This window comes from Pseudoalteromonas sp. XMcav11-Q, from assembly GCF_040104525.1.
Taxonomy (GTDB): domain Bacteria; phylum Pseudomonadota; class Gammaproteobacteria; order Enterobacterales; family Alteromonadaceae; genus Pseudoalteromonas.
Map to the genome: position 1 here is coordinate 37,316 of NZ_JBECOX010000001.1, position 16,626 is coordinate 53,941.

A 16,626-nucleotide genomic window follows, 5' to 3' on the forward strand; every position below is an offset into this window, starting at 1 on the left:
ATTAGCTCCACCAGCGTTTCACCATGTCTGATGGGTCTAAACAATATTGAGCTTGAGCTTGAAATAACTCCGCCGTTGCTAACGCATCGGACAAGGCATGATGTGGCTGATAATAGGGAAGCCCATAGCGCTTTCTACAGTCAGCTAAGCGTACCGAAGGTATAGGTTTACATTTGAGCTTATCAAGCCAGTTTCTGGCGTTGTTTATCGCTGACTTTTCAATTTCCATCGTATCAATCACTGGAAACTCAATACCCTCACCCAATCTCGCTTTTAGCGCAGAATCGAAAAATGACTTTTCGACAAACTGATAGTGCACCACTATGACTTTACCATGCAGCGAAGCAAACACTTCCTCAAGAATATCTTGCAGATCTGGCGCGCTTTCAACTTGTGAGTGTGTGATCCGGTGCAGTACCACAGACTCCTCAGCCAGCGGACTGGTTGGCTTCACTAACCAATGCTTCGCTTGAGCCAAGCGGATCCGTCGTAAGTCAAATGGTACGACGCCAACGCTCACAATATCATCGGTGTTTGGGTCGAGTCCTGTAGTTTCAAAATCAAGGGCAACAAACTCACACTGACTCAATTGCTGGTAAGGATCTACCACGCCTTGCTGGTAAAATGCTTGAATTCTCGGGTCTTTCGACGTTTCTACCAAATGCTGAAAGCGATTTGGCCATGACATAATCTCGCCTTGCATATTACACCGCTACTTCATCATGGATTTGTTTTGATAGCGAAACTTTAAAAAGCTCTGTGCTTTGTCTAACACGCCAAAAGCTTCTTTAAGATTACGCTGTTCAAAATCAGAGAGTGTTTCAGGCGGCAAGCTGTTATCAGGCTTTTCGCCCTGCTCAATTTGCCATGCTTGATGGCGAATACGCATGATGGCAATATATTCAAGCGCAGCTTGCAAATCTAGCACCTTACCCTTTGGCAGTATATTTGCCTCATCAATATCTTCTAATCGCTCGAAGGAGTTTTGTTTTTTAGAACCAACACCAAGGGCATGCACTCGAACCAAGTCTGAAAGCGGTGCTGTGCCACGGCGTTTAATGTTCATCGAACGCCTGTGCTCACCGTCTTGCTCAAGGACAAAACCGTTAAAAAAGCCCAAAGGCGGTGTTCTTCTTAGCGCATTATGTGCCATCGCAGCCAAAAATTTAGGGGTGCTTTTGGCCTTTTTACTGATAAAAGCAGTGAGTTTCTCAGCCCATTTTGTTTCACCCCATACGCCTTCCAGATCAAAGAAAATCGAACTATTAAGTAAAGCCTCAGGACTGGGGTTTTCTATCCAGTCTTCAAATTGTGCTAACCATTGACTGTAAGTTAGACGCCAAGCTGGGTTGCTTGCCATGATCCCACCATCGCAATATTTATAGCCGCAATTGGCTAGACCATCACACACAAACTTCGCCAACTTTTCGAAGTAAGCGCCATGCTCAGCGGGTTGATAACTGTCATCCAAGATCAGTGCATTATCCTGATCGGTCACAATTAATTGTTCGTCCCGAGCCATTGAACCAAGGGCAATAAAGCAGTATGGGATTGGTGGCGGACCTAATTTTGCTTCCGCGAGTTCGAGTAACTTGTGTTTAAACGTTTTGCCTATAATCGACATCGCAGAACCAATCATGTGTGAGTTGGCGTCTTCATTCACCATCCGAGTAAAAATTGCAGGAAGCTGCTTGGCGTAACTACTCAAGTCTTCAACACTTTGTTGGTCCATTAGCCCTCTAACAAACAACAGACTGCTTTGAGACTCATAGCGCAAAATATCGGATAGCGCGACCACTCCTATCGGTTTACGCTTATGAACAACGGGCAAATGATGCACATTGTCTCTTAGCATCAGCATCATGGCTTCGAAGACATAGGCATTGGAGTCAACAATAATAAGGTCAGTCGACATAATCTCAGAGACCGGAGTTTGATAATTCAGCCCCTCAGCGACTACTTTTGTACGAAGATCTCTGTCACTGATAAGGCCAACCACCTGACCATCATCTTCATCTGGATCTTCGACAACTGGTTTCTCGGGGTCATAGATAAGTAGTGATGACACATGCTCTTTTGCCATCACTTGAGCTGCCTGCTGTACCGTGGCGTTGCGTTCAACGTACACCACATCGCGTAGCAATAGTTTACGCACTTTGGCCGTGGTCAAATCGTTGCTGTCGGCTTGCTCAGAAACCGTGATTTTTAGTCTCGCATTATCGTCTGCTTCAAAATAATCAGCAAACGCTTCATAAACGTCGCAATACTCATCAAAAATGCCTACAGGAATACAGTACACCAGCGTATCTTCAAGGCTTTGAGCGCCAAAACGAACTTTACGATTCATCAATAAACCACGCTGGCCAAAGATCCCACCTGTGGAAATACGATTGTATAGCTCACCTGAGCGCCGATAGAGCTCGACAGCACCAGATCGGATCACATACAGGTAGGTGATCTGCTCTCCATATTCCAAAATGCCGCTGCCCGCTCGGTAATAACCTACTTCGACTTGGCTTGCGAGTTTATGTAGTGCCTCTTGAGGCAAATCCGAAAACGGCGGGTAAGCTACTAAAAAATTGGCAATTTCCTGATGTTCAACTTCCATGGTTTGCCTTGATATAAAAAGGAATTTAACCCTATTGTGGGCAACGAGGGATAAATTTGCAATGAAAGCTGGTTTAACTAAGGCTGCAGCAATTGTTTTTTCCACTGTTCACCATTGTGATCAGGAGACTCGCTAGGATGCAGTCGAATTTAGTAAACGTGGGGAATTGCGTTGTAATAGGTTAATTCCAATTCCCTATTAATTTGTTTTGCAATGACTGCGTGCTAAAGCTAAATAAGTACAAACGCCTAATTTGACCTAAGTCACTTTAAAAACCAGTGAAACCGCCTCATACTAGTTATCTATAACTATTCGCAACAGGAACCGCACTCATGACTTATGAAGTCAATTTCGACGGCTTAGTAGGGCCAACACATAATTATGCCGGATTATCTTATGGTAATGTCGCGTCACTTTCTAACGCTACCAGCGTCTCTAATCCAAAAGAAGCGGCATTGCAAGGTCTTGAAAAGATGAAAGCAATGCATGATATCGGCCTAAAACAAGGAATATTCGCACCTCACGCACGCCCGAGTTTAGCCCCACTGCGTCGCGTTGGCTTTTCGGGAACTGATGCACAAGTACTTGAAAAAGCATATAAACACGACCCTATATTGCTTCGAGCTTGTTACTCTGCCTCTGCAATGTGGACGGCAAATGCGGCGACTGTATCGCCTTCTATTGATTCCAGCGATGGCAAAGTACATTTCACAAGTGCCAATTTAAACTGCAAATTTCACCGTTCAATAGAGCCAGAAACCACCACGAATTTACTTCGTGCTATGTTCGCTAATGCGCAATATTTTGCACATCACCAGCATTTGCCTGAGCAGCCTTTTTTTGGCGATGAAGGTGCTGCAAACCACACTCGCCTCGCCGATAGCCATGGCAGTAAAGGTCTACAATTATTTGTGTACGGTTCAAGTGGCTTTAACAGCGATATAAAGGGTCCTACTAAATATCCTGCTCGGCAAACATTAGAAGCAAGTCAAGCGATTGCAAGGCTACATCAATTAGATGATAAGCAAGCAATTTTTATCCAGCAAAATCCAAATGTGATTGATCAAGGCGTGTTCCATAATGACGTCATTGCGGTGGGCAATGAGAATGTGCTGTTTTGCCATGATCAAGCCTTCATTGATCAAACCTCCAGTCTAACCAAAATTAGACAAGCGTATATCGGCGAAAAGCCTTTACATATTGTAGAAGTTCCGACACATGCAGTGAGTGTTGAAGACGCAGTAAAAAGCTACCTATTTAACTCACAATTGATCACCTTGCCATCAGGCGAGATGATGCTGGTTGCACCGGAGGAATGTGCGAAGAATGATAACGTTGCCGCGTATATCGAATATATGCTCGGTGCAAAAAATCCGATTTCGCAAGTACGCTTTTTTGACTTACGCCAAAGTATGCAAAATGGTGGTGGACCTGCATGTTTGCGATTACGTGTAGCACTCAATGAAGCTGAGCTAAAAGCGGTAAATCCAGAAGTGATGATGAGTGAAGACAAATTTATTCAACTAAGCGCGTGGGTCAATAAACATTATCGCGATAAAGTCACAGAGCAGGATTTAGCTGATCCGAGCCTACTGCAAGAGTCCTATGCTGCACTAGATGAACTCACCCAACTACTTAATCTTGGTAGCGTTTATGACTTCCAACGCGCCTAATTTCAAGTTTTGCTTGTCAAACTGCAATTAATCTGAGATTTAAAGGGAGTGATTTCACTCCCTTACTTTTTAGCAAGTACGTTAACCGCCCACGTCTCAAGCATACCGTCGCTATTTAGCGTTACTAAGGTGTCTGGGTTTGGGACATACATATCGACTACCGTTGCCCCCTCATTCTCAGTATGAATAGACCAAGTACCTAATTCTTCCCCGCTCTCATAGCGCCAGATGGAGAGGTGAGACTTTGACGATGATGTCGCGAGTAAGCCTGAGTCAGAAATAAATTTAGCCTTTCTAAACATCTTAAAACGGGCCATATACTTTAGCTCACTGAGCTGTTTTCCAGACTCAAAGTCTAGTACATGTTGCGCATTCAACCCATCTGAGACGAATAAATGCTTGCCATCATGACTCACTGTTAAACTGGTAACACGATGACTAAATTGATGCTCATATAAAGGTTCTGGTGAGGCAAATTGCCAAAGGGCAACCAACCCATCTTGCGCGCCTGTAACAAAATAGTCGCCACTATTATCAAACGCCAAATGCTCTATCGGCCGAGTATGTGGCATAAAACGATTGTTTAACTTCGTGAATAGATCCGCCATATTGAGTGAGCCATCATCCATCGCAACAAGCAAACGCTGGTTGTTATGGGAAAGCGCTAAAGCAGAGATTGAAGCAAGTGGACTCACCCCAGCAAAAGGTACGTTCGTTATCAACTTTTGCTTTGGGACAGACCAAATTGAGATAAGGTTTTCACCTGCCACGATGAGCATTTCCTTATCATCTGACAATAAGACTTCTTTGACTGGTGTTTTTATTTTGTCTTTGGGTACTGAGAATATGACAGACTGATTGGCATTATCATAAATATGGATTTCAGCATTACTGTCTAATGTTACGCTCCACTTTCCATCTTTAGAAAAGTGTCCAAGTATTATGCCATTTTGCGTCAACTGGCTTGTTACCCCTTTACTAATTTCAGGTTGCGATCCACACCCTACTAAAAATAAAGCGAACCAAGCTAGTGATATTAAACGAGACATCTTAAACCCTTAGCACATAATACATTTATTTCATTTACTGGCTTTACATATCGGCCGTTAGCAGACAAACTTAACTTATTGTGAATAATTTTAGACTGCATATGATGTATTTTAGCATGACAAAGTCACTTATTAAGCAAACTTTCGTTGTCTTAGCCGCAATGATTTTACTCTCAGCGTGCGGCTCAGAGGATAATGTCAGTGGTGACAAGGACACTCCTGGATATGCCGCAACAATGTATTTTGACGCACTCTATAATAAAAAAGATCTAGACGCTGCAATGAAAATCGCCACTCCCCGTCACGCGCGTATCATGCGCTCTTACGGTACTGCGTCGCAATTCGCCAGAAATTTAGTGAATATGCAATACGATGAAGTCACCATAGAAGTTGATATGACCAATCAAAGTCTGCGCGAACAGTATGGCGACAGCGCAAAAATTAATTTAATTTTTACAGGTCAGCTCCACGGTGAGCAAGTAGACGACATGCGTAGTGTCAGTATGGTGCGCAAAAAAGGCAAATGGTACGTAGACAAGGTACTAGCCGACCCCTTTGCACGTTAACTCAAGAATAAGAAAGGAAAGCCCCGTTGTCGGGGCTTTTTTAACAAATTAGCCAAAATCCTCAGTCACAACAAACTAGTTGGGCGCTTTTGCATCAACAGCAATCGCTTTTGCAACCAGCGTTTCAATACAAAAGATGGTTTCAGAACTCTTATCATCAATCACCTTGTCGTCCATTGCGATACTGAGTTTTTCATTCAATGTCTTACCCACCAGTTTCACGCTATTTTGTTTACACCACTTACGATATTTTGCCATTAGTGGAGCATGCGCCTTTTCCAGTAAATAAGCATGCTCAACCGTATCTACCGCAGAGTGTTTTACCACGGCGCACAGGTGCGAGATACGTTCTCGGGTCGAGTTGTGATCAGAAACATTGCTACATACCTGAACCGCCAATTTGTCGCTTGGCGCTTTGAGCCACTTACCAACAGGAAACGCCAAACGTTTTAACAAAAATGCCAGAGGTGCTGCGGTAAAGTTATCGCAAAATGCATAAATAGCCTTACTTGCTTCGTTAAGACAGTGATCTAAGGCAAACTTTACCAGCGGTAAGTCCCCTTGCTGACGGCCATCATCTTCGTATTTTTTTAATACGCACGAGGCGATATAAAGAAAGCTCAGGACATCTCCTAATTTTGCAGAGAGCATTTCTCTACGTTTTAGTGAACCGCCTAGCTTTAACATAGCGATATCACTATACACAGAAAGCGCTTGGCTCAACCATGTTAGCCGTCGGTAATACGCCGCCACATCACCACTCACCGGCGCACGTTCGAAACGTGCAAGTGTGAAGCCATTAAAAAACGCCTTAAGCCCATTCACAGAGGTATGCTGCAAGTGTTTGCAAAGCACTTCATCAAACTCTTTCAATGCGATTAATTGATCTTCTTGCTGTACGATACTCATTTCTTTGAGTATGAAAGGATGACAACGCGTTGCACCTTGACCAAAAATCATCAAGCTTCGCGTTAAAATATTGGCGCCTTCAACGGTAATAGAAATCGGCATCCCCATATAATTGTGGGCAAGATAATTCATTTCCCCCATTTGAATGGCTTTACCACCATGAATATCCATCGCATCATTTAATGCCACCCTTGCATGTTCTGTGAGGTGATACTTGGCAATCGCAGTGACTACCGAAGGGCTTTGCTTTAAATCAATTGCCAACGCAGTGGTTTGTCTCACCGCTTCAATAAGATAGCTATAGCCGTAAATTCTGGCTAACGCGCTTTGCACTCCTTCAAAGGCAGAGATAGGTACACCAAATTGACGACGGACACCGGCGTAAGCCGAAGTCGTTCTGGCACTTAATTGAGCGGTTCCCGCGCTCAGTGCAGGCAAAGATATCCCCCGCCCAGCACTTAAACACGACACCAGCATGCGCCACCCTTTGCCGATACCTGCCTGTTCGCCTATCACCCAAGCCATTGGAATAAAAACATCTTCACCACTGGTTGTACCATTCATAAAAGCTTGCCCCAGCGGATTATGTCGATCTCCAGTTTTTACGCCTTCATGTGCCGTAGGAATAAGTGCACAAGTGATCCCAAGCTCTACTTTAATTGAAAGCAATTGATCCGGGTCGTAAACCTTAAACGCAAGTCCTAATACATCAGCGACGGGCGCCAGCGTGATGTATCGTTTTTGCCAAGTTACCGCAAGTCCAATTTGTTTTTCTCCCTCAAATTCACGCTCACACACAATCGCAAAGTCTTGAATGCTACCCGCATCCGATCCCGCCTCTGGAGAGGTCAATGCAAAACAAGGTAGCGCCTCACCCGAGGCAAGCTTTGGCAGCCAAGTATTCTGCTGTTCATTGGTTCCGTAATGAAGCAGTAGCTCCGCAGGGCCTAAACTATTTGGCACCATCACGGTCACTGCAGTAGATAAACTACGGCTGGCTATTTTTGCAACGATGGTGGAGTTTGCCTGAGCACTAAATTCCCGACCACCAAAAGCCTTTGGAATAATAAAAGCAAAAAAGCCCTTTTCTTTTAAAAATTGCCAAACTTCTTCAGGCAGGTCTTGAGCCTCAGATATTTTTTCTTCATCAAGCATTTTTAGCAGCGTGTGTAATTCGCTATCTATAAATGCCTGTTCTTCATCGCTTAGCTTTGGTTTATCATTACTTAACCACTTTCGCCAATTCGGCTTACCCGAAAACAACGCACCATCCCACCAGATACTCCCCGCTTCCATCGCTTCTCGCTCGGTTTGGGAGAGTTCAGGTAATGACGTTTTGAAATAATTAAAGAGCGGTTTAGTGATCAACTTAACCCTGATATCACGGACACAAAATACCACCACTATGGCCAAAATCACCAATAAAACAAAAGTCATATGCACTCCTTTTTGCAGGCTCCAAATACGGCCTTTTGATACAATTGACTGTCTTAATTATGGTTAATAATCACACTAACTCAACTTTTATCTGCGCTCGTATCTCTTTGTTTGTCCATCGCAAAATTGTCGTTTTAAAGTCGTCCTGCTATTATTCTTGCCACCACAGCAAAAAATGATGCTTTGCTGCGAGAAAAAGCCGCGCTCACTACGATTAGTTGTTCATACGACTAATACTAATTCGATTAATTTACTCGCTGATTTTTAGCAATTAACCCAATTAGTGTAGCTGGCTATAGATACTAAAATGCCGTCTAGCGTTAAGTCGGCTCGTGTATTAATTAAAACAACAAGTGAACCCTATGAAACCAAGATTTAAGTTAAGTGTTGGCGCACTCATTGTTGCCAGTACTTTTGCACTCTCTGCCTGCAAATCCACTGAAACTACAAATAAAGCGTTATCAGAAGCCGATGCAGTAGCATTTTTAGATAAGGCGTCAGAACAGTTGGTTGACCTTAACTTCCGCTCTAGCCGCTCAGCTTGGATTTACGCTAACTTTATTACTCACGATACCGCTTCATTTGCTGCGGACGTTAATGAGGAATACACCGCTGCGCTCGTGGAGCTTGCTAACCAAGCTGCACAATTTGATGGCTTGACGTTAAACGAAGATACTCGCCGCAAGCTTGACAAATTGAAGCTAAACCTGACATTACCTGCACCAAAAGATGCTGACAAAACAGCGGAACTTGCAAAGCTCACTGCAGAGCTTGATGGTATGTACGGCAAGGGCAAATACTGTAAAGATGATGGCACTTGCCTAAGCCTTGGCGACATGACGGCTAAGATGGCGAATAGTCGCGACTATGAAGAGCTTTTAGACATCTGGCAAGGTTGGCGAGAAGTGTCAAAGCCGATGCGTCCACTCTATGAAAAGCAAGTGGTACTTACCAATGAAGGTGCTAATGAGCTTGGCTACGCAGACACAGGCGCCATGTGGCGCAGTAAGTACGACATGCCAGCGGACGACTTTGCAAAAGAACTTGACCGTACTTGGAACCAAGTAAAGCCGCTATATGATTCGCTGCACTGTCATGTAAGAGCCAAGCTTGGCGAGAAATACGGCGAAGATAAAGTGCCTCAAGACCAGCCTATTCCTGCGCACTTGCTTGGCAATATGTGGGCACAAAGCTGGGGCAATATCTATGACTTAGTCGCGCCAGAAAACGCAGATCCGGGTTATGATGTAACGGCGCTACTGGCTAAACACAATTACGACGAAATCAAAATGGTAAAAGGTGCAGAAAAGTTCTTCACCTCAATGGGTTTTGCCCCATTACCTGACACTTTCTACGAACGTTCTTTATTTATTAAACCAAAAGATCGCGACGTACAATGTCATGCATCTGCTTGGAACTTAGATGCCAAAGACGACCTACGCATCAAAATGTGTATCCAACGTACAGGTGAAGAGTTCTCAGTTATCCACCATGAACTAGGCCATAACTTCTATCAACGCGCTTACAATCAGCAGCCTGTATATTACCAAGAAAGCGCCAATGATGGCTTCCATGAAGCTATCGGCGACACCATCGCGTTATCTGTAACACCTGGCTACTTAAAGCAAATTGGTTTGTTGGATAACGTACCGGATGAGTCAAAAGATATCGGTCTATTGATGAAGATGGCACTCGATAAAGTTGCATTTATTCCATTCGGTCTACTTGTCGACCAATGGCGCTGGAAAGTATTCTCTGGTGAGATTTCTCCAGCAGAGTACAACCAAGCGTGGTGGGAATTAAGAGAGAAATATCAAGGTGTTAAAGCACCAATTTCACGTACTGAAAATGACTTTGACCCAGGTGCAAAATACCACGTACCAGGTAATGTACCTTACACTCGTTACTTCTTAGCGCATATTTTGCAGTTCCAGTTCCACAAATCACTTTGTGAAATTGCTGGCAGCAAAGAAGCCATTCACCGCTGTTCTGTTTACAACTCGAAAGCAGCTGGTGAGCGTTTAAATGCCATGCTTGAAATGGGCAGCAGCAAACCTTGGCAACAAGCACTGAAAACGCTAACAGGTAAAGATGAAATGGATGCAACAGCAGTACTTGACTACTTTGCACCATTGCAAAAATACCTAGATGAGCAAAATAAAGGCCGTAATTGCGGCTGGTAATTGCTAGCAAATTTAAACTCAGAAACGGGCACACTCAATCGTGCCCGTTTTTTATTGGTTTAATTTTGTTACAGTTCAGTAACTTCCTTTTTTAGCGCCAATCATATACGCTCAAATCAAAGTCAGCCTACCGCTCTAGTAGTGAAAGTCTGTGTTGTCACTTGCAAGGATCCTTATGAATATAAAAAGAATTGGCCTAATTGCCATCTTTGAATTGCAACGCTTGTTTGCAACGAAACGCGGATGGATAGCCATCGCCGCATTTGTTTTGGTTTGGTACGCCATTTTGCGCTACGCCATTGCAGAAGCGGTATCCATTGTCAGCGACCCCAACTTCAAAAATATGATCCAGAGTTTTTCTGGCGTCGTTGGTATGCACCGTATTGCCCAATGGCCTGAAGTGGAACTTGCACTATACTTAGTTTGGTCAATCTTTCTATTTCCTCTTTTTGTGATCTTTTCAAGCGCAGATCAAACTGTAGAAGATAGAACCCGCGGCACACTGAGATTTCTAACCCTGCGCACATCTCGCGCGGAAATTGTTGTTGGCCGCTTTGTTGGGCAGGTATTCAATACGTTGCTGCTCATAGCGATTTCTGCTGTAGGTGCTTGGATATTAATGGTGGTGCGCGACCCAAGCTTGTGGCTCACAGGGCTAAGTCGGGCTACATTAATTGTTTTAGAGCTAACGCTTATTACTGCGCCATTTATTGCCCTGATGTCTGTTGCTAATCACTTTGCTAACTCAAGCAAAATGAGTATGATTTACGCAATTTTAACCTACTTAACGCTCGCCACTTTGGTCGCTTTTGCACTTGAGTACAGCGCTTACGCGGAGTATCTGTTTTATCTTTTTCCTGGATTCCAAGGCACAGAAACCATCGCACAAAATATCAACCTCACTCGCTTTGCCACACCGGTGCTGCATAGCCTCGTGTTAATTGCAATTAGTTGTGAACTATTAAGAAGGCGCACGCTATGAGTAGCATTATTGAAGTTAATAATTTAGTGAAAGAGTATGGACGAAAGCGCGCACTAGATAACGTATCTTTTACCCTAAACGCAGGTTCCCCCATTGCGCTTGTCGGCCCAAATGGTGCGGGTAAAACCACCCTTTTTAGCACACTTTGCGGATATCTAAATGCAGATGCTGGCAATGTTCAGATTTTAGGTCACAAACCTGGCAGCGCTGCACTTTTTGGTCGCCTTGCCGCACTTCCACAGGATGCTCAGCTTGATCCAAGGTTTTCTGTCAGTAATCAGCTACGTTTATACGGACAACTTCAAGGTTTAGATGCGAAAGCGGCCGAGAGTGAAACGCACAGAGTGCTTGCGCTTGTCGACCTCAAAGACTGTTATCACGCCAAACCTCATGAGTTATCTCATGGCATGCGAAAACGTATCTGTATCGCCCAAACGCTACTTTCAAAGCCTGAAATTGTACTGCTTGACGAAGCCACGGCTGGATTAGATCCCGTAAATGCTCGTGAGATCAGAAACCTAGTAAAAAGGCTTCAATCTGAAACGACCTTTATTTTGAGTTCACACGATTTAGTGGAACTCGATGATTTGTGCGATCAAGTATTACATTTACAGCATGGTAAATTAACCGCAGTTGACCGCATCCAAGAAGCGGAGCTTACCACGCTGACTGTAAAACTTAAAGAGTCTGGCACCAGTAGTCACATGGCGCTTTTGAAAACCTTACAAGGCGTTGAAGAGGTGACAGTAAATGCCAGTGGCGCCCTGCTTATTGAGTACCGTAGCGGCCAACAGGTTGATATTGACGTACTCCGACTTTGCCGTGAACAGGGTTGGCGTTACAAGTCGTTAGTTAACGGTAAAACACTAGAAGATGAACTGTTCGGCTAGCGCACGGTTAGTTTAGTAAATTAAAAAAGCCTGCATCTTACAGGCTTTTTAAATGATTTATAACTTCGCCAGAAGCAAAGAGCCAGGTCGAGGTAAGCGAGGTAATATTGCTGGTGTTTTCGCATAATGTGCTGGTAAACGCTCTTTCAGCTCATTCACCTTTGTCTGGTTATTCAGTTTTTCGTATACATAGTATCTTAGGATATCTTGATATGTTTGATTTTCAGCGCTGGTTACAACATCACTGTTTAATACAGCTAATGCTTTATCGTAGTCTGCCATTTCAATGTAAGCGCGTGCCAAATCAGTAGCGCTACCGATTTGAAAGCGACTTTGCATTTTTTCAGATAGACTCTCTAATTGCTCTGCTGCCTGCTGATATTGCCCAAGGTGCATATAAGCTGATGCCAATCTGTTTTTTAAAAATGGCGGTTGGGTAGAGCCTTCAGGAAACCAATTATTGTAAGCGGTCAAGATTGCTTCGTATTGAGCTAGCTTATGATAGGTTTGGTCGAGCAAGGTAAAGCTTTTTACTTTTATATCCAGCTCTTCAAAACCATTTAACGAACCGCGGTTACTATGCCAATTTAAAATGTGTGAAACCGCTGCTTTAAGCTGTGTTTCATCATTCGATTTCGCGCCTTTCGCCCCAGCGAGTAGCTCTCTCAATTGCTGTTGATATCGCGCTGACTTTTCACTCTTTTGTATACTCGCTCCTTGTGTTACCTGCTTTTCAGAGACGATTTGGTTAGCAGCTAAGGCACTACAAGACAGTGCTGCCGTGATAATCATTAAATGGGATAATTTCATTTTCTTTTCCTTGTTTAGTGTTTTAACTCTTTGAATATTGAAACTTTTCGAGTGAGATACGGCTAATACTGAATGACCTAATGACGCATGTTCATACCGGTATTGATGTTCGGACAACAGTAAACTGGCCAAATCGTATCTATATTTATCACTCAGTTTTTCCATACAGCTTTCATCGCAGCTGAGTTCGATTTGTTGTCGCGCCAAATTTGCTAACAACAAACAGAATGGATTCCAAAAGAAGACGCTTTCAGTCGCACATATTAGCCATAACCAATATGTGTCCTTATGCTTGATATGCGTTAACTCATGCTCAATCACGGAATCGAGTTCTGGTCGACCTTTCATCTTAAAATCTAACCAAATGGTGTGCTGTAATGGGCCTGTCGTAATTGCTGGGGTACTCAATTCTGTAAATTTTACGGTGCAAAACGTGTGTAGATATTGATGCTCTTCACTGGTGTAGGCGCCCTTTTCGATGCCTCTTAGTAATCTTTTATACGACCATACTCTCGCTAAAAATAGTCCTCCACCTACCACTGTCAGAAATACAAACAAATTTGAAAACACTTGGTTTATGGTATAGCCAGAAAGCCAGTTTGATTCGGTTTGCAAAGTGCTTTGCTTGATGCTGTTCGGTGGAGTTGACCCTGAGTCTGAAATAGAACTCACCTCAATAGTGTAAAGCTCCAGATCTATTAAAAAAGGGGGTGGGGAAAGTTGCTGCCATGGAATTAGCCAACTCAATAACCCTACTACCAACACATAAAAGCGCGTTCGTGCAGGCGCAGTTTTCAGAAAATAGCAGCTAGTCAAACTAAACATGCTGAGCAAGCTTGCGGTGAGTAAGTAATCAAACATTAGTCGCTCTCTTTCTTCTGTTTTTTGCTCTTAAGTAGGTTTTGTAAATACTCAATATCATCATCGTCTAAACTCTCTTCTTTAATGAAATGAGCTATCAGGCTGCGTGAACTACCTTTAAAAAAGCGATCCATAAAACGCGGTGTTGCCTGCTGTGAAAGCGCTTGCTGAGTCACTTTTGCTTGATAGACGATTGACCTCCCCTGCTGACCACAGCGCTCGACCGCACCTTTTTGCTCTAGTCGATCTACGATTGTTTTGACTGTGTTATAAGCCACTTTTTTTGTTCTTGTATCATCTGCAAGAAGATATTTATGAAGCTCACTGGCAGTACATGCATTTTGTTGCCAAAGTAACTTCATCACGTCTAATTCAAATTCACTTAGTTTCACTTATCACCTCTACCACTACATCTGTAGTTTTCAACCACTACAAATGTAGTGGTTAGTACCCATGAAGTCAACTAGAAATTTTTGGTGGGACACAGAAGGTTAAACCTTTACATGAAAGCTGTAGTACCTTGAAGGAAAGTGAAGGCTGTGCAACAACTCCTCCAAGAAGCAGCATAAAATAGCGACGAAGGAGCGCGAGCTTGCTATTTTTCGTTCCTTGGTTAAAGCCTTTGTATGGATAATAACAACTCAAATTAGGGTAAGGTGAGACTCAAGTTTTAGCTACAACTAAAGCTCTCTATGTTGTAGTTCTATTGATCGCTGACACCCACCACTAATGTGTTAAAGCGTTTGTATGGTATTGATTACCCGTGGTGTCGACGAATGTGCTTAACTAAGCCCGCTTGATTAAACTCAAGTGAAACAATATTGGTTTTACTATATTCAATAGTTTTATCTAAATGAGCAGGTTTTACTTTACCTGATTCGGTCATTTTTACAAAGACGACATTAGCGCCAACCATTACCTCATTTATTTCTATTGAACTATGAATGACTTCATCTTTTAATTTATTAATCATATCCTCTCGGAGTTTAGATTTATCTGTATAAGTAAATTTAAATTTGACGTGTTCATCGATAAAGTCATCAGAAAGCAGTGAGATATAGTTTTCTATCTCTTTAATTGTTGTATTTGGCTGTTGACGCGCATTTTTTGCCGCTACAAATACTTTTGCTTTCTCAATTAGTTGCTCTGACGTGAAATTCTCGTGTGCACTACTAGAAAATGAAAAAAGAAAACAAAATAACACTAATATAAATTTATTCACGGTTCTTTCCTGATATACCTAGACATATTGACTCCCACATGGCACTTGTCTCCACCTCTTCGTGGGTTAGCTTAAAGCCAATGCCATAATTAGTTTGTCAAATAACTAAACAGCAGAGGCTAACATGAACAAACATAACATATTTTTCATTGGCTTAGGTATTTATAAAGAGCTTGTTAAAGTCGCTTAACGAGGCGCCCAACCCGTTCATTTTGGTCAAGAGTCAAATCGCTCAAATCGCTGACACCCACCACTAATTTGCACCTTCCTAAGATTCCGCCTACGCTTTAATTCTGCACTCAAAGGATTGAGGAAACCAAACTATGGCTACTGCCCGTAAAAAACAAATTAGTTTAACCGACACCAAATACTACCACTGTATCTCCCGTTGCGTGAGACGCGCCTTTCTGTGCGGTGAAGATAAATTTACTGGAAAATCATACGAGCACCGCCGTGATTGGGTTGAAGAAAAGCTCCTGATGTTGGCAGATGTGTTTTGTATTGATATCTGTGCTTATGCCGTGATGAGTAATCACACCCACATTGTTTTATATGTTGATGATAAAAAGGCTAAGCGTCTGTCGGATAAAGCGATTGTGATACGATGGCACAAGTTATTTAAAGGCAATTGGGTAAGCCAAAAATTTACTGAAGGTGAGCCACTCAATGAGTCGGAGCAATTGATACTCGATGAGCATGTCGCCAAATACAGAGAAAGGCTCGCAGATATTAGCTGGTTTATGCGAGTGCTTAACGAAGACATCGCCCGCCGAGCAAATAAAGAAGATAATTGTACAGGCCGTTTTTGGGAAGGACGATTCAAATCCCAAGCATTACTGGACGAGGCAGCACTGGCTGCTTGTTTGGCATATGTAGACTTAAACCCTATTAGAGCCAAAGTCGCCGTAACGCCTGAAACCTCAGACTACACCAGCATCAAAAAGCGCATCGACCACGCTAAGCTGGGCAAACAACCAAAAAGCCTACTACGCTTTGCTGGTAGCCCACGAAAACATATGCCTAAAGGCCTGCCCTTTGAATTCAAGTCCTATATTGAATTAGTTGAGCTCACGGGCCAGTGTATTCGAGCCGACAAGCGAGGCTATATCTGTGAGTCTCAACCCATTCTTACTCGATTAAATATCGAACCTGAAAACTGGATAAAACTCACTACGCAGTTTTCTCGGGTATTTCACGGTGCTGTTGGCCGAGAGCGAACGATAACCGCTTACTGCGAAACACTGCAAAAACGACGACGGACAAACCTAACAAACTGCGAGCGCTTGTTGGCTTAGCAGAGCAAGCTTTTCAACTCTAGAATTTCTTACTGTTTTATTTACAGCGCGTTGTCGTGCGCGATAACCCGGTTTTAGTGTAGAGATAGGCTTACCCGCCAAAGGTCATCCTATCTAAAAACGCTTTTGTCCATCCTCGTT

13 protein-coding genes are annotated in these 16,626 nt (G+C 43.2%); 6 read left to right on the forward strand and 7 right to left on the reverse strand.

The window, feature by feature from the left end:
• Position 1 precedes the first annotated feature (1 nt).
• Both ABMY45_RS00175 and ABMY45_RS00180 read right to left on the reverse strand, forming a co-directional pair.
• Entirely contained in the window at positions 2–703 is a 702-nt protein-coding gene (locus ABMY45_RS00175) for a 3'-5' exonuclease (RefSeq protein WP_266067922.1), read from the reverse strand.
• Positions 704–712: 9 nt separating this feature from the next.
• Positions 713–2,608, reverse strand: coding sequence for a DUF294 nucleotidyltransferase-like domain-containing protein (locus tag ABMY45_RS00180; protein ID WP_039497644.1), 1,896 nt, complete (start codon positions 2,606–2,608; stop codon positions 713–715).
• A gap of 332 nt (positions 2,609–2,940) precedes the next feature.
• On the opposite strand from ABMY45_RS00180, the gene astB reads away from it, so the two are divergent.
• A complete protein-coding gene (gene astB / locus ABMY45_RS00185) occupies positions 2,941–4,281 on the forward strand; it encodes an N-succinylarginine dihydrolase (RefSeq protein WP_039497635.1) in 1,341 nt (446 codons plus the stop codon).
• A gap of 62 nt (positions 4,282–4,343) precedes the next feature.
• Here the strand turns inward: astB and ABMY45_RS00190 are convergent, their stop codons facing one another.
• Complete coding sequence (locus tag ABMY45_RS00190; RefSeq protein ID WP_095727524.1) at positions 4,344–5,330, reverse strand: hypothetical protein; 987 nt, start codon at positions 5,328–5,330, stop codon at positions 4,344–4,346.
• Positions 5,331–5,446: 116 nt separating this feature from the next.
• Between ABMY45_RS00190 and ABMY45_RS00195 the strand changes: the two genes are divergently transcribed.
• Positions 5,447–5,896 carry a hypothetical protein gene (locus ABMY45_RS00195; RefSeq protein WP_010378604.1) on the forward strand — a complete coding sequence of 150 codons (450 nt, stop codon included), beginning with the start codon at positions 5,447–5,449 and terminating at the stop codon, positions 5,894–5,896.
• Positions 5,897–5,971: 75 nt separating this feature from the next.
• On the opposite strand, the gene ABMY45_RS00200 is transcribed toward ABMY45_RS00195, so the two are convergent.
• Positions 5,972–8,242, reverse strand: a complete 2,271-nt coding sequence (locus ABMY45_RS00200; protein ID WP_206472049.1) for an acyl-CoA dehydrogenase — start codon at positions 8,240–8,242, stop codon at positions 5,972–5,974.
• 362 nt (positions 8,243–8,604) lie between these two features.
• Between ABMY45_RS00200 and ABMY45_RS00205 the strand changes: the two genes are divergently transcribed.
• The 3 genes from ABMY45_RS00205 to ABMY45_RS00215 all read left to right on the forward strand — a co-directional run bounded on the left by ABMY45_RS00205 (position 8,605) and on the right by ABMY45_RS00215 (position 12,297).
• Positions 8,605–10,425, forward strand: coding sequence for a M2 family metallopeptidase (locus ABMY45_RS00205; protein ID WP_227387075.1), 1,821 nt, complete (start codon positions 8,605–8,607; stop codon positions 10,423–10,425).
• 175 nt (positions 10,426–10,600) lie between these two features.
• Positions 10,601–11,407, forward strand: coding sequence for an ABC transporter permease subunit (locus ABMY45_RS00210; RefSeq protein WP_227387074.1), 807 nt, complete (start codon positions 10,601–10,603; stop codon positions 11,405–11,407).
• Positions 11,404–12,297 (forward strand): ABC transporter ATP-binding protein, encoded by an 894-nt coding sequence (locus ABMY45_RS00215; RefSeq protein ID WP_174168756.1) that lies wholly within the window; start codon positions 11,404–11,406, stop codon positions 12,295–12,297. The genes ABMY45_RS00210 and ABMY45_RS00215 overlap by 4 nt, the downstream gene beginning before the upstream one ends.
• Positions 12,298–12,354: 57 nt before the next feature.
• Here ABMY45_RS00215 and ABMY45_RS00220 read toward each other — a convergent pair whose 3' ends face one another.
• From ABMY45_RS00220 to ABMY45_RS00230, 3 genes are all read right to left on the reverse strand, one after another.
• A complete protein-coding gene (locus ABMY45_RS00220; protein ID WP_174168755.1) occupies positions 12,355–13,968 on the reverse strand; it encodes a M56 family metallopeptidase in 1,614 nt (537 codons plus the stop codon).
• Entirely contained in the window at positions 13,968–14,360 is a 393-nt protein-coding gene (locus ABMY45_RS00225; protein ID WP_010604953.1) for a BlaI/MecI/CopY family transcriptional regulator, read from the reverse strand. The genes ABMY45_RS00220 and ABMY45_RS00225 overlap by 1 nt, the downstream gene beginning before the upstream one ends.
• A gap of 365 nt (positions 14,361–14,725) precedes the next feature.
• Complete coding sequence (locus tag ABMY45_RS00230; protein ID WP_174168753.1) at positions 14,726–15,190, reverse strand: nuclear transport factor 2 family protein; 465 nt, start codon at positions 15,188–15,190, stop codon at positions 14,726–14,728.
• Between the two features lie 323 nt (positions 15,191–15,513).
• Here ABMY45_RS00230 and ABMY45_RS00235 point away from each other — a divergent pair, with 323 nt between their 5' ends.
• Entirely contained in the window at positions 15,514–16,485 is a 972-nt protein-coding gene (locus ABMY45_RS00235; protein ID WP_349288263.1) for a transposase, read from the forward strand.
• The last annotated feature ends 141 nt before the right edge of the window (positions 16,486–16,626 follow it).

Coding starts and splice junctions, on each gene's coding strand:
- ABMY45_RS00190 (WP_095727524.1), bottom strand. CDS start 5,330: ATGTCTCGTTTAATATCACTAGCTTGGTTCGCTTTATTTTTAGTAGGG.
- ABMY45_RS00205 (WP_227387075.1), top strand. CDS start 8,605: ATGAAACCAAGATTTAAGTTAAGTGTTGGCGCACTCATTGTTGCCAGT.
- ABMY45_RS00195 (WP_010378604.1), top strand. CDS start 5,447: ATGACAAAGTCACTTATTAAGCAAACTTTCGTTGTCTTAGCCGCAATG.
- astB (WP_039497635.1), top strand. CDS start 2,941: ATGACTTATGAAGTCAATTTCGACGGCTTAGTAGGGCCAACACATAAT.
- ABMY45_RS00220 (WP_174168755.1), bottom strand. CDS start 13,968: ATGTTTGATTACTTACTCACCGCAAGCTTGCTCAGCATGTTTAGTTTG.
- ABMY45_RS00215 (WP_174168756.1), top strand. CDS start 11,404: ATGAGTAGCATTATTGAAGTTAATAATTTAGTGAAAGAGTATGGACGA.
- ABMY45_RS00175 (WP_266067922.1), bottom strand. CDS start 703: ATGCAAGGCGAGATTATGTCATGGCCAAATCGCTTTCAGCATTTGGTA.
- ABMY45_RS00235 (WP_349288263.1), top strand. CDS start 15,514: ATGGCTACTGCCCGTAAAAAACAAATTAGTTTAACCGACACCAAATAC.
- ABMY45_RS00180 (WP_039497644.1), bottom strand. CDS start 2,608: ATGGAAGTTGAACATCAGGAAATTGCCAATTTTTTAGTAGCTTACCCG.
- ABMY45_RS00210 (WP_227387074.1), top strand. CDS start 10,601: ATGAATATAAAAAGAATTGGCCTAATTGCCATCTTTGAATTGCAACGC.
- ABMY45_RS00200 (WP_206472049.1), bottom strand. CDS start 8,242: ATGACTTTTGTTTTATTGGTGATTTTGGCCATAGTGGTGGTATTTTGT.